The sequence below is a fragment of the Paenibacillus sp. FSL H3-0286 genome (assembly GCF_045040705.1).
GTDB classification, from domain to species: domain Bacteria; phylum Bacillota; class Bacilli; order Paenibacillales; family Paenibacillaceae; genus Paenibacillus_AQ; species Paenibacillus_AQ odorifer.
Window position 1 is genome coordinate 6,490,457 of the sequence record NZ_CP150285.1, and the last position, 16,455, is coordinate 6,506,911.

At 43.3% G+C, this 16,455-nt stretch carries 8 protein-coding genes; 1 reads left to right on the plus strand and 7 read right to left on the minus strand.

Going from position 1 to position 16,455, the window contains the following annotated elements; all coding sequences use genetic code 11:
* Positions 1-5 precede the first annotated feature (5 nt).
* Positions 6-1,370: an ABC transporter permease gene (locus MHB37_RS29075; RefSeq protein ID WP_076099648.1), complete on the minus strand. Its 1,365-nt coding sequence runs from the start codon at positions 1,368-1,370 to the stop codon at positions 6-8.
* A 239-nt stretch (positions 1,371-1,609) separates the two neighbouring features.
* On the opposite strand from MHB37_RS29075, the gene MHB37_RS29080 reads away from it, so the two are divergent.
* Positions 1,610-4,363: an O-antigen ligase family protein gene (locus MHB37_RS29080; protein ID WP_076192490.1), complete on the plus strand. Its 2,754-nt coding sequence runs from the start codon at positions 1,610-1,612 to the stop codon at positions 4,361-4,363.
* Between the two features lie 75 nt (positions 4,364-4,438).
* Here the strand turns inward: MHB37_RS29080 and galU are convergent, their stop codons facing one another.
* The 6 genes from galU to uvrA form a co-directional block, all read right to left on the minus strand.
* Positions 4,439-5,326, minus strand: coding sequence for a UTP--glucose-1-phosphate uridylyltransferase GalU (gene galU, locus MHB37_RS29085; RefSeq protein WP_076192487.1), 888 nt, complete (start codon positions 5,324-5,326; stop codon positions 4,439-4,441).
* Between the two features lie 336 nt (positions 5,327-5,662).
* The gene (locus MHB37_RS29090; protein ID WP_076192485.1) at positions 5,663-8,185 is read right to left on the minus strand and encodes a U32 family peptidase; all 2,523 of its coding nucleotides are present in this window, start codon (positions 8,183-8,185) and stop codon (positions 5,663-5,665) included.
* A 693-nt stretch (positions 8,186-8,878) separates the two neighbouring features.
* Entirely contained in the window at positions 8,879-10,792 is a 1,914-nt protein-coding gene (locus MHB37_RS29095; RefSeq protein WP_076192483.1) for a stalk domain-containing protein, read from the minus strand.
* A gap of 27 nt (positions 10,793-10,819) precedes the next feature.
* Complete coding sequence (locus MHB37_RS29100; protein WP_076192481.1) at positions 10,820-11,917, minus strand: S1C family serine protease; 1,098 nt, start codon at positions 11,915-11,917, stop codon at positions 10,820-10,822.
* A 128-nt stretch (positions 11,918-12,045) separates the two neighbouring features.
* The gene (locus MHB37_RS29105) at positions 12,046-12,255 is read right to left on the minus strand and encodes a DUF2759 family protein (protein WP_036678627.1); all 210 of its coding nucleotides are present in this window, start codon (positions 12,253-12,255) and stop codon (positions 12,046-12,048) included.
* A gap of 850 nt (positions 12,256-13,105) precedes the next feature.
* Positions 13,106-15,979, minus strand: a complete 2,874-nt coding sequence (gene uvrA / locus MHB37_RS29110; RefSeq protein ID WP_076137311.1) for an excinuclease ABC subunit UvrA — start codon at positions 15,977-15,979, stop codon at positions 13,106-13,108.
* Positions 15,980-16,455: the final 476 nt, after the last annotated feature.

Sequence of the window (16,455 nt, forward strand, 5' to 3'; positions counted from 1 at the left end):
CAACTTTATATTACATCTGCAAAATGAGGCTTCAACTTTTTCAAGCTCTTTATTCCAACTACAAGTGCTGTTAAGCAGAACATCCAGAAATAAAGAGTATAGTAGGGATGTTGGATAAATGAAACGCTATAAATGAAAGTATCTCTATAGCCTTCTACAATATAGAACATAGGATTTAATTTAAAAACATTACTCCAAAAATCCGGTAACATAGTGTATGACCATCCAATAGGAGTGAACCAAAACCCTATTTGCAAAATTATTATTATGATTTGATTTAAATCTTTAAAAAACAACACAATTGCAGATGTGACTAGAGACATCGAAAAAACAAGCATGATTGTACAAATTAAATAATATAACATCTGAAAACTGTATAAATCAGGGTAATATCCATATCCAGTATACATCACGAATATAAATAAAATGAAAAACAAATGTACGAATAAAGCCGAAATAATCTTTACTATAGGAAGAAGTTCAATCTTAAATACAACCTTCTTGACAAGATAACTATACTCTGAGTACACATTTGTAGCACTAGACAAAGCTTCTGAGAAGAAAAACCATGGAATTATGGCAACTATAAACCACAAAATAAATGGAACATCCGATACACTACCACTTCGTAACCCTACCTGAAATACAAACCAGTAGGTCACAATGGTTAGTAGTGGTTGAATGAACCCCCAGACTATTCCCAAGTAGGAAGACGCATATTTAGTTTTAAAATCATTTTTAGCTAGGCTAAAAATCAGCCTTCTACCCTTAAATATCTCTCTCAAGAATCTATAAACTTCTTTAATGGAGTTTATAATGTAAAGACTAATTAACGTTGCAACGACACTGCTTAATGAAATTATCGAAATATTCAGAAGGCTAGTTCCTTCTATCGCCGTATCACGATGGTCTTTAATATCTAAAATCACATACGGATCAGAATCTAATACTTGAAGTTCTATTTGTTTATCTTTCTGACTTGTTATTTTCACTTCATGCTCTTGAGTTATTATTTCATCAAGTGGAATGATTACACTTGAGTTGCCTTTTAACTTAACATCTTTAATCTTAACTATAGCCTTTTGATTCCCCACATCTAATCTAAGGGAGTATACATTTTTAGGTAAATCATACTTTAGATTTACCCAGTCTCCCTTTTGCTCATATTTTTGATGAAGTGATTGTTCTTCTGTCCATTCCTGATCCTTATTCATAATATAAAATAGTTGGTAATCATCGGACTGGTTAGAATTCAATTGAACCTCAAAAGTTAATTTGGTTCCATTTTTTTGATATGTAGCAAACATATTAAAGAATAAGACCACTAAGATAAGTCCCATTACAGCAAGTATCAATTTTTTAAATTTCATTCGTATACCCCTTCAATTATCACGAAAATTTAGAAATAACCTCTGTTTCAAAAAAAATATATATTTAAAATCACGCCATTCTGTCTAACTAAATCAAGATCGCTAGTAGAACGGTCCAGAGATGATACAATAAGTGGTACTAGTTTACTTGGTCTTTATTGTGCAATTCATAGTAGTAGTAATAGAAGTTAGCAATATGCTAAAATATTGTCGTACCTACAGGAAAAGGAGATTATAACGTGTCGAAACCAGTATACGGTAAAAACGCCGCTCAGTCGAGAAATGTTGAAAAGATAGCAAGTCCGATATGGGCATTAGTTGTTGGTTTTATTTTATTTTTGTGTTGGACCCCATTTCAAGTGGGATTGTTTAATGGATCACTAGTTGATTACGAGAAGCCAATATATGTATCAGCACTATTAAGCGCACTGATGCTGCTGGCCTGTGTTGGCTTGTATTACAAAAAGTTCAAGCTTGAAGGGCAGAGTGATTTAGTAGCTTGGGCAGCATTATTGCTCCCTGTGACCTATGCTCTGTCACTGTTTGTCGCAGTTTCGCATTACACGGCGATGAATATGCTATTTATTCAGTGTACATATGCCGCAGTTTTCATTATAGCCTTTTATCTCATGAAGCAAAAGCAAGTAAATGTTGTCATTCAAAATGCTATATTAGCGATTGCATATTTTATAGTGGGTTTTGGACTTTTAAATTGGTTAGGCAGCAGTAAATTAGCAGGAGCTCTTGTGGGCTGGTTCTCAAACACCGTCCGAAATGATGTCTACTTAGATGCAGTTATGACTGACTCTAACGGACTTCGTCTGACTTCGATCTTTCAGTACGCAAATACGTACGCAGCCTTCTTGATGGCCTTTCTATTTGTAGCAATATTCGCGCTTATTCGCTCTAAAAAATGGTATGGAACGTTGACGCATGGCTTTATGTTAGTTCCCATCATTGTGTCGATCTTGTTAACCTTATCTCGTGGCGGCTTAGTCCTGCTACCTGTAGTATTCATACTCCTACTTCTATTCCTAAAACCTGCACAGCAAATCCTTTGGATTCTGCATCTAGGAATTGCTGGTATTGTAGCTTTGCTCATTACGACACCCGTTACTAACCTAGGAATAGAGTTAAATGCTAATTTCACTTCTTCTTCAGCTTTAAAAGGTTGGGCGTATCTATTAGGAGCCTCAATAGTTGTGGCTGGCCTTTCTTGGGTCATTCAGCGTTTTGTCGCACCATGGTTGTATGCAAAACTAGAGAATTGGTCGTCACGTAAACGGACAGGTCTTTGGATTCCGCTCGGATCTGTCGCTCTAGTTGCTATTGTAGCTTTCTTGCTTATCGGTACGAGTGCAAAAAGCATCTTACCTGACAACATGGAGACTCGCCTCGAGAACATCAATTTCCAGCAACATAGCGTACTCGAGCGGATTACTTTTTATAAGGATGCCGTGAAGGTGGTTAAGGATTATCCGGTCCTCGGTGCTGGTGGAGGAGGCTGGGCCTCACTGTATGAGCATTATCAAAACAACCCTTATACAAGCCGGCAGGTGCATAACTTCTTCTTACAATTTCTCATTGAAGTAGGTATTGTTGGATTTCTCATATTTATGAGTTTCATTCTGTATATCTTCTATAAATATATTCGTGGATATGTAAAACGGGATAAAAACGAATTTGAGAATGGTTTCTTCTATCTAATTATTGCTCTATCTATTCTTGTGCACAGTCTACTTGATTTCAACATGAGTTATGCCTTTATGGGCATACTAGTTTTTATTGGCCTTGCCGGAATGGCCTCCGTTATGGATAGCAAGCCACTGCGGAAAAATTGGAATAAAGCGGGCATCCGTTTCGGATACCTCGCTGTGCTTTCTTTAGGAACCTTGTTCCTAGTGTTCTTGTCAATCAGCTATATTGGCTCCAGTAACTCTGCTTTGAAAGCTAAACAATTGAGAAGTTATAGCACTTCCTACGAAGAGCTTAGAGCCCCATTGATTGAGACTTTGAACAAACGTCCAAGTCATCCAGAATCGACAATTTATCTATCGGCCTTGGATCAGCAGGTATTTAGTCAAACACAACAGGAACAGTTCCTTGACGAGGCATACAGTGTATTAACTCGCGCACTCAAAGATGAGCCATACAACAAAAATCTTCTGCTCCAATTAGTGAGCTACTACGATCTGAAAGGTCAAAGCGACGTCGCCTTGGGTATTTACCGTGACAACGCAGATAAGTTCAACTGGGATATCGATTGGTATGATGCAATAATCAGCCGTTCCTTTGCCTTAGGTCAGCAGGCACTTAATCAAAAGGATGAGACAAAGAAACAAGAGTATTTCAATGAAGCGCAAGAAGCATATAATCACGTTCTTGCTGGAATAGAACATCTGAAGACTCTTCCACCAGAACAACTGCAAGGGCGCCCTTTCTCAGTAACGCCAACTATCGCTTTGAACGTTGGCAAAATGCAACTTTTATCCGGACAAGAGGATGCAGCGAACACCACTCTCAAGCTTAATTCAGATGCTAATTACACGGATATCATGAACAGTGAAACTCCATGGGATATAAATTGGTACAGTTCACTCATCAGCCGTTCATTTGATTTGGGGCAGGCAGCTTATGCACAACAAGATAATCCAGATAGAATAGACAACATGAAAGCTGGCTTTGTTATTGGGCTTTTGGCCTACGATCATGTACTTGCGGATAATGATCCTTCGAAGATATTTACTCCGGATGTGACACTGAAGGTAGGGAAAATGCAATATATGTCTGGAAAGATACAAATTGCAGCCTCCATCTTAAAAACAGCCTTAAGCCAAGATTTCGCTGATGCAACCAATCGTGAGATTGCTCGTTGGTACCTTGCTGCACTGGCGAAAACTGGTGGCGAGGATCAGGCACTATACGATTCGCTGATCGCAGCTGATCCTGCGGAAGCAGCACAAGTTGAGGCCATTACAAATTCACAATTTTAAAAAAGAATGAAACCATAAAAGCGCGCCACTGTAATAACCGTGGCGCGCCTTTTTTTTCGATTATACGAGATTTAATTATAGCCCGGTCTTAGCCGCTTCACTCTCAACAAGCTCTTTCATATAACGAAGCAAGTCATCTTTGAGCTCCTCGTGTTGAAGTGCGTAATGAATGGTGGTCTGGATAAAGCCCATTTTCTCACCCACATCATGACGTTTACCTTCAAAATCATAGGCAATAATTCGTTCAACCTCGCTAAGACGTGCTATCGCATCTGTAAGTTGGATCTCTCCACCTACACCCACCTGCTGTTCTCCAAGCATATCGAAGATACGCGGAGTTAAAATATATCGTCCCAGTATAGCTAAGTTCGAAGGAGCCTCTTCTCTCTTCGGCTTCTCTACTAGACGATTCGCCTTGTAGACACGTTCCGCCAAAGGCGAACCATCTACCACACCATACCGTGATACTTCCTCCCACGGAACAGGCTGAACACCCACGATAGAAGATTTATACTCGTCATATATGTCAATCATCTGTTTGAGGCACGGTTTGTCCGCTTCAACAATATCATCGCCGAGTAGGACAGCAAACGGTTCGTTTCCTATGAATTTACGTGCACACCAAATCGCATGTCCGAGACCTCTTGGCTCTTTTTGGCGGATATAATGGATATCAGCCATTTCAGAAGATTTGCGAACGGATTCAAGCAACTCCCACTTCTGCTTCTCAGCCAAGTTAAATTCCAGTTCAAATGAGTTATCAAAGTGGTCCTCAATCGCACGTTTGCCTTTCCCCGTTACAATAATAATATCCTCGATCCCGGAAGCGACTGCTTCTTCAACAATATATTGGATCGTTGGTTTATCTACAATCGGTAGCATTTCTTTAGGCATTGCTTTAGTTGCAGGTAAAAAACGAGTGCCGAGACCTGCGGCGGGAATAATCGCTTTACGGATCTTCATCACATTAACTCCTTCTATCGTATACTCTTTTCAATTACATATCTGTAAGTACCCTAAAATGGCATATTTCTTTCAATTATAGCAGTTACAGCACATTTATGTCAGAGTGTTTGTTATATTTGTATATCTATTCCAATGAAATAAGAGGGCAGGAATTATAATCAATTATTGCTATTTTAAATACTTTGCTGACCCTATAATATACTACTATTTAGTATATGCAAATTAGGATGAGGACGAGATCAATTCTAAAAAAAGGGCTAAGCAATACCAGCATCTACCTGGTAGTTACTTAGCCCTTATCTTTAACTCTTAACTCTTAACTCTTAACTCTTATTACTTCGCGTTCACCAATTGCCCACGCGTTACACCAAGTTGGTTAGTAGCCTTTAGGCTCTTCCATACCTGTGTACCAGAGATTTCACCACGCAGAGCGCGGCTGTAGAGGCTGATTACCTCAGCCACTTGCTCTGGCGTCTCTTCCAAGAACTCCACACGGTATGAAGATACTCCTAGTTCACGGAAATTATTCAGATACTCCGCACCAGACTGCTCAACAGCGTTATAGACGGTATTACGGCAGCCTTCATCCACACGAACTGGATGTGACATTCCAATACGGTCTTGCAAAGAAGCACGGTGCTCTTCACAAGGACGACCACAGTTCGTATAGTCTGTGCCTTCACTCATAAAGGTACAGTACACACAGTGTTCAGTATGGAACATCGGCAAATGCTGATGAATAACAACCTCCATCCGGGACGTATCACTGTGTTCAAGCAGATCAACCATCTGTTGAATGTTCAAGTCATAGGATGGCGTTACTATGTCACAGCCAGCCTCAAGGAACAAATCCACTGCTTTATGATTGGCGATATTCAGTGAGAAATCACCGATCAGGCGTGGATGCACAGCATCCGGCTGCTCCTGGCGGCGGCGCAGATAATAATATAACGCGCCTGTATTACGCACGAGCACAGCATCCGGCTGCAAGCGAAGAATATTCGCGTGGTAGCCGTTCTCGCCCGGCATATGAATGCGCGGCGTGGCCAGCGCTATGCTGGCCCCTGCAGCCCGTACCGCATCTACCGCTGCCGGGAACTGCTTGATAAACTCGAAGTCGGCGTAGATGTTTCTCACGCCGGCCTCGAGCGCAGCCTGCACCTGCGGCAGGCTGCGGCACAGCGCGGTGAGCTCCGCTTCACCAACGCGCTGCGGAGCGACGCCCTTGTGGGTGGCGTCGCCGTAAACCTCGATCACCCGTTTCACATAGACGGGCGGTTTCGGGCGCTCGCCCGCAAGCAGCTCCACCGCTTGGCGGCGGATGCTGTTCAGCTCGCGCATAGGGACAATGACGTCGCCTTGCAGATGCGACTCCAACGCGTCAAGCTGGAACACGGTCCCGCCCAGGCGGCCGAATTGTTCTTCCAGCAGCGCGGTATCCATCGGACGCTTTTGCGCGGCTTCCAGCGCGAGCTCCGAGTCCACACGGACGGTAACGTTCTTCTGAACGTCCGTCCACCAAGTCGTCAGCTTCTCGCCGACGCAGCCTTGCACTCTAACATGTACCGGAAATACCCGGTACGGCTTTTCAGTTTCATAAGTCTGGCGCAGCGCCTTATCTAACGCTGGGTCATTTGTCTTCCAAATGCGGTCACCGACATTTAGACGACGAAGATCCACATCATTACGACCGGCTACGATGTCGATGATCCAGCCTTCTCCGGCTTCGCCTTCCAGCTTCACACCTTTACGACGGAGGTCGTAGACACGACCGCCTTCTTCTTTTTTCGTTGGATCCCCAGCGTCAAAAACAATTCCGTCCCCACGCTTAAGCGGTGCATGAATACGGCAGACCACTCCGTCACGCAGAATTTGCTCAACCGTCCCCAAATATACACCACGGCTTTTTGGGAAAGTCCCGTCTACCAGTTTCTTATTGTTCGTTCCATCCAGGAAACCATGTGTAAACCCACGGGAGAAGCTTTGTTGCAGCTCGCGCACCTCCTCCTTCGAAGGTTTGGACAGATCGCCTTCAAAATACCGATCAATCGCTTTACGATACTTACTAACTACATTCGCTACATATTCCGGGCTTTTGAGGCGACCTTCGATTTTAAAAGAAGTCACACCCGCCTCGATCAGCTCAGGCATTAGATCAATTGCTGCCAGGTCCTTAGGAGAAAGCAAATAAGTTACGTCTCCCATAGGTTTTACCTCACCATCCACCATCAGATCATAAGGCAGGCGGCAAGCCTGCGCACATTCACCGCGGTTGGCAGAACGTCCGCCCCACATTTCAGAAGTCAGACATTGACCTGAGTAGGAAACACACAAAGCACCGTGTACGAATACTTCCATCGGTAAGCGGGCTTGCTCTCCGATCGTACGAATTTGTTTCAGATTGTTCTCACGACCTAATACCACACGTTCCAAACTGAAAGGTTTAGTAAACTCGACCGCTTCCGGCGAAGTAATGGTCATCTGTGTCGATCCGTGAATCGGGAAATCCGGTGAGATTTCGCGGATCATTTTGACCAAACCTAAATCTTGTACAATTACTGCGTCCACACCAGCATCCACGCACGCATCAATCAGTTCTTTTGCATCAGACAATTCATTTTCAAAAACCAGTATATTAAAGGTCAAAAATCCCTTCACACCATAGCTATGCAAAAACGCCATAATTTCCGACAGCTCGTCCATGCGAAAGTTGTTCGCTCTGGCCCGTGCATTAAACTTCTCTACGCCAAAAAAGATAGCATCCGCTCCGTTTGCTACCGCTGCACGCATGCAGTCCCAATCACCTGCGGGTGCCAATAGCTCCACGTCTTCTCTGCGTATTTGTTGCTCTTTCATTTATATCCTCCCAAACCGCCATTTGACGGGTCATTTCTAGTTGATTAACTTGATAATTGTATCAAATATCACACTTGAGCGCTATGCGTTTACCAACATTTATATAGAATAAAAGTCATAATGCTGTCAGGAAGCTGACTTCTTGCTTATTGCACTTTACTCCATGAATGTTGTAGAACATGCAACTTTATTGCCTAATCCAGCGCTTCGACAACTAAATGTTGTACATAAAGCATCATTCTCACACTCTAGTAGCGACAACCGGCACAAAAAGTTGCAACATTTACAACAATTCACTAGGAATTCCGTGACATACGGGACATACGATAGAATGTTGTATCAAATACATCAATCCACCCTTTAGCTATTCACATTATGCCCAACTTGGATAACATTGGCTCCGAACCTCTAAAACAACCCTTCCGACAACCCTTCTATCGGTTTATAGTAACAAATATATGTATTTTTAATAATAGGCCGCAGCTAACCCTTATCCACTAAACTCTGCAACCATTTACGAGCAAAACGAAAGTTAACGCCATAATCGTTCATAACATCCTTAGGTCGAATCCCTTTTCCCCCTTTATACAAAAAAAGAACGCCCCAAGCCAAATCGGCAACTGGGACGTTCTTCGTCTGATTAAATTATACGCCTCTATTCGTGTGTCAGCTACGATTTTCGTACTTTTTTAACTACTTACTGTTTGTAAACCGAAACGATTGTAGTGTCTTGTCTAACAGAGCCTGCTGTTCTGCAGTGGCATTGGCATCATTCAGCGTAACGGTAATCGTGTAGACCACATCATTTTTACCAAACACAACCTGCTTACTGCGAAGAGGGATGCCATTTTTGATTTGATGTGCAGTTATGATCGTAGCAGGGACATCCGCAATGGTAGACTCCACTACACTTTCTATACGAGGGCCTTTGGGATCATTATTTTTATTTTGATAAGCATCTTTGAGCACATTAACTGTATAATCCACTGAACCCTCGGGTTTTGAGTTGATCTGTAGACGTCCTCCGCTGAACCGATATTCAATCGACTGCGTCTCAAAAATATCCTGATAAGGTGTCCATAAACTTGGAATATCAATGGCATAACCGTAGGTTTTGGATACTTTGGTTAGTGTCTTATTTTTGAGCGTCTTATAATCATCACTAGCGAGTCGCCCGAAGTTCTCCTTCAGCAGAGCAAAATCAATATCAATAGAGGATATGATGGCTTTGAATTTTGCCTTATCGTCATCTTGCCCAGCAGCTGTTACATATTCAAAATAATAACGATACCCATTTTTGAGTATGAGAGCTTGATATTCTGTAGTAACACCGTTGCCGTAATTTAGCTGTAGCTCATTAATTTGTGCGGATACGCCCGAGATCTCCGACTTGTTGCTGTCTTTCAGAATATAAGCATCCGCTACAAAATTTTCTTTAGTTTTCATTTTCAGATCTTCAGCCCAGCTCTCTAGTGTAGAACCAGCAGGTGCCGAGGTAACTGCCACACTCAGATGACTTCCCTGCTTACTCTCGTAATAGAGATGCTGGTCGTCCTTACTCCAATCTGCGGGAACCTGTAGTGAAATCCCATAGTCCTCATTGTACGCGTCACGCAATCCACTTTTCACCGTAGAAAGATCACGGATTTTTTTACTTTTAGTATCAAAAGAAGGCTGGAAAGAGTTAAGTAATCCTGTATATTTAGCAAAATCCTTATAATTAACTGCTTTGTTATCCGTCAAATAAATCTCGTAGAGTCGACCTTCAGCATATAACAGTCTGCTTTCCCAGAGCGCTCCACTGGAATCTTTACTGATCAATCTAGCATAAGGTACCGCGGCTTTGGGGAACGACTCCCGATCCAATATCAACTCCCCACCTGCCTCGACCTCCCGAACCAGCTGTTCCAGCAGCCCATCCGCATCCACCGCAACCGCCTGGTCACTTACATGAATCTCCACATAATATAGATTGTCCGCACTTGAAAAGGTAGCCACACTTTCATCTCCACCGCTATTTCCAGCAATCAGCCCAGAGGGATAATTCAGTGTCCAATGATAATAACTGTTTCCAATTTGAGTCTTACCAACATCGCTGTCAATCCCAGTATCCTCTGGCGTATCTTCTTCGTTGTCTATAGGAACTAGGGTAACCATTAGCTCACCCCCACTCCCTTGAGAGAGGGTCGCACCTAACACATCAGCTACAAAACGTAGCGGTACCATCAGCACATCTGAAACCATCCGGGGCGCTGAGCCCAGTTTAACTTTGATCCCATCCTTCCAAGCGATATCACTCCCAATCGTCATCACCCCTGAATGAGCACCATAGGTTACTTTTACAACATTGTTCTGCTCTAAGGAAACAGTGCTGCCAAACGTCTTTTTAAAAACCCCAAGCGGGACCATAACCGTTCCATTCTCCGTATAAGGCCGCTCGATAGCCAACTTCTTACCATTCACCGTAGCTGAAGTACTGCCAACTTTTAGACTCAGCTGTAGCTTATCTCCTTGTGAAGCTAATACTGTTTGTATGGGTAATATAGAAAATAGCAGTAATAAGGCCAGCATCGCACAAAATCCTTGCTTTAAAATTCTTAAGCCCATTTATTGTCCCCCTCTCCTGTTTGCTGATCACTCATCCGCGTGCTCGTCCCCATCCGTTTCATAATCATCTCCGCTTAACAACGGATCACCTTGAGTGAGCACGAGTTTACGGACGACGATATCCCCATCGCTTTGCATAACCAGCCGCACAGTTGCTCCCGGCAGGTAGCTTTTGAACAATTCATTAATATCAACTAGTGAGACCACACGATGCCCATCGATGCTATACAAGACGTCCCCTTCAGCAACCCCTGACTTGAGCGCTTCTGAAGACACCACCTTAGTGACGGACAGCGGGTCCAGCGTTGGCAATCCCACAATCGTAGACCAGCTCGCCTCCAGCTCTAGCCCTAGACTCGGATGCTGTACCTCACCATATTTTAAAAGCTGGTTCATAATATACTGCACAGTATTCGCTGGAATCGAAAACCCCATATTTTCCACACCCACCGCTGAGTATTTCAGGCTGTTGATTCCCAGCACCTCACCCTTCATATTTACAAGCGGCCCTCCGCTGTTTCCGGGATTAATCGCAGTGTCACTCTGGATAAGACGATACGCCGCATCTACCTCACGGTTAAGACCACTTATAACGCCTACTGTCGCTGAGTTTCGTAGAGAAAAGCTAATCGGTGTTCCGATAGCAATAACCTTCTCCCCAACCACTGTTTTGCCACTCGCTGGAATAAACTTGGCGGGCTTTAAATGGGTGGCATTGATTTTGATCAGCGCCAGATCACTAACTTCATCCAGATAGGTTTCTTTAACGGTGTAGGTTTTGGAGTCCGAAGTGACCACTATGGCATTTTGCAGATCCTTGATTACATGAGCATTGGTTACAATCCATCCGTTCGATTTCACAATGATGCCGGAGCCATGCGTCAGATTGTACCGATCATCCGGGCCACTATTACCGCCACTCTCGTCTTTACCGATAATGCCCACAACAGAAGGAGTGATACTTTTAATAATTCCAGGTATCGGATCTTCTGCCGCTGCTTTACTAACTACCTTACTAGTACTATCAAAAGCAAACACCGACTGACTCCATACTCCCGACAGCACTACGCCGCACAGTAATAGACCCAATCCTTTCTTCACCAGCTTCTCCCCAATACTCCTCATTCCTCACCAAACCCTCTCTTTGCCAATGGATAAATTTAACATTATATAATTTGAAAAAAGACGCCTTCAATGCGCCCATGGCGTTAAAGGAGTCTTTTGGTGCAAAGCTGTTCAATTTAGTTCTTTCATTAACTTAACCAATGCATCACCATGGCATAGTCAGAGATCACAAAAACCAGCAAGCTAACGGCTCCAAAACCAATGGCAAATTTGTTCTTCTGGGGAGCTTTCAATAGTCGAACAACCCCGACCAAAATCAAGATGGTAAATAAAATCATAAACACATCAAAGGTATGAAATTTAGACGGTCCTTGCGCGGCAACTTCTGCAAGCAGCATAACCTTACCTCCTCAAAAATGTTGTCAAGCAAGATCCAGTAATCCCCATATCACCTTCTATGTTATCGCTACCATTTGGGCGATGCAATAGGTTTTGTAGAAAAATTATGTATTTGTCGCAAAAAATATATTTTATCCCTGCAAAATCCGTAATATTGATGAGATTGATCACTGACAATTGAGTGCAACATAGTGAAAAGTGCTGTGAGCCCAGTCAACTCTTTCGTCGTGAAGGTTACAATAGAAAGTCCATTAACTGCTTTAGAGATGAAATAAATTGAGCAGTGAATTGGAATTGGAATTCAGAACTTAGAACTTAGAACTCTGGGCTCGAAATTTAGGGTTTTAATGAATTAGGGAAATATTCCCTAAAATTGACCGATTATCAGCTCATTTTGTGATTTTCAGGGAGGTTTTCCCTAATCTAATAAACAGTTATTTGATAGAGTGATATGAAGGATTAATTATTCGGTTTTCAAGGAACTTTTGACCCTAATGTTAATCACTTACCCGTTAACCCTATCAACAGAATACTCCTCATTGAATCTTACTACGAACATGTCCTACATATGCCTACCTTGCCTATTATTAAATCCATTTTTTCTATAGAATTCGTATAACTTTTGCTAGAAATATCACATCATATATCTATGAGCCGTCTTTCGTATAATCACCGGATAAACTACAACGCCTTAAATGGCCTTGACTCCATTCTAGAGGACGAGATTAGCTGTTCGTTGTTATTTGTTAGATATTTTCCCTGTGAAAATTATTGCTTACAACCTACAATAAAAGCCCCGGCAAGATACCGAGGCCTTATTATACATAGGTTATATTACTTACTGTTTATTTAGAGGGTTTCCGCCGTCTCAAGCATAAGCGCTTCGGTCCGCTCTGTATCACGAATCAGAACCGGTTTCAGATACTTACCTGTGTAAGACTCTGTGACTGTAATGATCTTCTCCGGTGTCCCTGTTGCCAGGACGGTACCCCCGCCGCTACCACCTTCCGGTCCCATATCGATGATATAATCCGCTGTCTTGATTACATCCAGATTATGTTCAATAACAAGAACCGATTCTCCGGAATCCACCAAACGATGCAATACCTCAAGCAGACGACCAATGTCATCTACATGCAGGCCTGTTGTAGGCTCATCCAAAATATAAAGTGTTTTACCCGTGCTGCGACGGTAGAGCTCAGAAGCCAACTTTACCCGCTGTGCTTCACCACCGGATAAAGTGGTTCCCGGTTGACCAATCTTAATATACCCAAGTCCTACATCCATCAATGTTTGCATTTTACGATGGATACGCGGGATATTTACAAAAAACTCTGTTGCGTCCTCTACCGTCATCTCTAACACATCTGAAATGTTTTTGCCTTTATATTTCACTTCTAGTGTTTCCCGATTATACCGTTTGCCCTTACATACTTCGCAAGGGACATACACATCCGGCAAGAAGTGCATCTCAATCTTAATGATCCCGTCTCCACGGCAAGCTTCACAACGTCCGCCTTTTACGTTAAAGCTGAAGCGCCCCTTTTGGAAACCACGTACCTTAGCCTCATTTGTCTTGGAGAACAGGTCCCGGATGTCATCGAATACACCTGTATAGGTTGCTGGGTTGGAACGCGGCGTCCGCCCGATTGGCGACTGATCGATTTCAATAACTTTATCGAGATTTTCTAGTCCACGAATTTCTTTATGCTGACCAGGACGCACCTTCACAGCCTTATTCAACTGCCGTGCCAGACTCTTGTAAAGAATCTCGTTGATAAGCGAGGATTTACCAGAACCCGATACACCTGTCACCGCTGTAAATACACCTAATGGAATCTTCACATTCACATTTTTCAGGTTATTCTCTTTAGCACCACGTATTTCTACCCAGCGATCATCGGTAGGACGGCGTTTAGCGGTAACCGGAATAAATTTACGTCCGCTTAAATATTCACCCGTTAATGAATTCGGATCTTTCATAATCTCTTCTGGCGTCCCTTGAGCCATAACTTGTCCACCATGAATACCTGCGCCCGGACCAATATCAATAATATAATCCGCTGCCATCATCGTATCTTCGTCATGCTCTACAACAATCAGCGTGTTGCCTAAATCACGCATATGCGCAAGCGTAGAGATCAGGCGATCATTGTCCCGTTGATGCAAGCCAATACTTGGCTCATCCAGAATGTACAATACGCCCATGAGACTTGAACCGATCTGAGTAGCCAAGCGAATACGCTGCGCCTCACCACCGGAAAGCGAACCCGCTGCACGGCTAAGCGTCAAATAATCCAAGCCTACATTCACAAGGAATCCAAGCCGATTGCAGATCTCTTTTAAAATGAGATTGGCGATGGCTGTTTCTTTTTCGCTCAATTTTATCTCTTCAAACCAATGCTGACAGTCTCCTATTGAAAGGTCCGTAACATCAGAAATATTATGATCATTGATAGTCACAGCTAATATTTCTTTTTTCAGACGTTTACCTTTACATACATGACATGGCTTAGCACTCATAAATCCTTCGATAAATTCACGAATACCATCCGAAGCAGTTTCACGGTAACGCCGCTCGAGGTTAGGTATAATCCCTTCAAAAGCAACCATCGCATCTTTCTTTTGACCGAAATCATTTTCATAACGGAAGCGAACCTTCTCACTGCCTGTACCATTCAGTAATTTATTCATATGATCAGGTGTCAGACTGCTTACCGGAACGTTCTGAGGAATTTTAAAGTGTTCACAAACCGACTTCAGAAATTGCGGATAGTAATTAGAAGTACTTCCAGTCCAAGCTAAAAAAGCACCTTCTTCAATGGATTTCTCAGCATCAGGAATAAGCAGGTCTGGATCGACCACCATCTTCATGCCAAGTCCATCGCACTCTGTACAAGCTCCAAACGGACTGTTGAAAGAGAACATCCGTGGTGCCAACTCTTCAATACTAAAACCACAAATTGGACAAGCAAAGTTAGAGCTGAAAAGCAGCTCTTCCTGGCCGATGATATCAACAAGGATTTTACCGCCCGAAAGCTTAAGCGCCGTCTCCAGTGAATCCGTCAGCCGGGTCTCCACATCGTCTTTAACAACGATCCGGTCTACCACAACTTCTATTGTATGTTTTTTATTCTTTTCTAGTTCAATATCCTCTGACAGATCTCTTAGCTCCCCGTCCACACGCACACGTACGAAGCCTTGCTTAGAGATATCTGTGAAAAGCCCTTTATGCTCACCTTTACGTCCTGAAATGATTGGCGCCAGGATCTGTAACCGAGTTTTCTCTGGATACTGCATAATCCGGTCTACCATCTGTTCAACGGTCTGGGAGGTAATCTCAATGCCATGCTCTGGGCAATGGGGATGACCAATACGTGCAAAGAGCAGCCGCAAATAGTCATAAATCTCCGTAACTGTACCTACCGTGGAGCGTGGGTTCCGGCTTGTTGTCTTCTGATCTATAGATATCGCCGGGGACAAACCATCAATCGAATCCACATCTGGTTTCTCCATTTGTCCCAAAAACTGACGTGCATAAGCCGACAAAGATTCAACATAACGCCGTTGTCCTTCAGCATAAATCGTATCAAATGCAAGCGATGATTTACCTGAGCCGCTAAGTCCCGTCAGCACGACGAAACGGTCACGTGGAATCGTCACATCGATGTTTTTGAGATTGTGCGCCCTCGCGCCTTTAATTACAATATTTTCGTTCGCCAACGGAACCTCTCCTTTTAAAAAAACTATTTCAACTTTATTTCAAAATATTCTCAAAGCCTTTTCAAAGCCCTTTCAAAGCCTTTCGATCCCTCCCAAACCCTCCCTTCCAAGGGAGGGCCCCAAGGGTTGCACCCTCTGGACACCCGCATTTTCTGGAGAAGGAGTATGGTGGGAGGTAACTTAGTGACTACGACGCTCGGAGCGCTTATCCCTGCGGGACCGCTTGGACATTCTCGCACTACCTAAAAGCAGGTACAAGCAACTGTCATAGACGTTGCATGGTGCTGTCCCTGCGGGATACGCAAAAGTCCAAGTTCATTGCATGGTGCTGTCCCTGCGGGATACGCAAAAGTCCAAGTTCATTGCATGGTGCTGTCCCTGTGGGATACGCATAAGTGCCAAGTGCATTTCGGGCGCTGTCCCTGCGGATACGCATAAGTGTCATAAACATCGCGGGATACGCGACCCTCTATTGA

Coding starts and splice junctions, on each gene's coding strand:
- MHB37_RS29075 (WP_076099648.1), bottom strand. CDS start 1,370: ATGAAATTTAAAAAATTGATACTTGCTGTAATGGGACTTATCTTAGTG.
- galU (WP_076192487.1), bottom strand. CDS start 5,326: ATGAAGATCCGTAAAGCGATTATTCCCGCCGCAGGTCTCGGCACTCGT.
- MHB37_RS29090 (WP_076192485.1), bottom strand. CDS start 8,185: ATGAAAGAGCAACAAATACGCAGAGAAGACGTGGAGCTATTGGCACCC.
- MHB37_RS29095 (WP_076192483.1), bottom strand. CDS start 10,792: ATGGGCTTAAGAATTTTAAAGCAAGGATTTTGTGCGATGCTGGCCTTA.
- MHB37_RS29100 (WP_076192481.1), bottom strand. CDS start 11,917: ATGAGGAGTATTGGGGAGAAGCTGGTGAAGAAAGGATTGGGTCTATTA.
- MHB37_RS29105 (WP_036678627.1), bottom strand. CDS start 12,255: ATGCTGCTTGCAGAAGTTGCCGCGCAAGGACCGTCTAAATTTCATACC.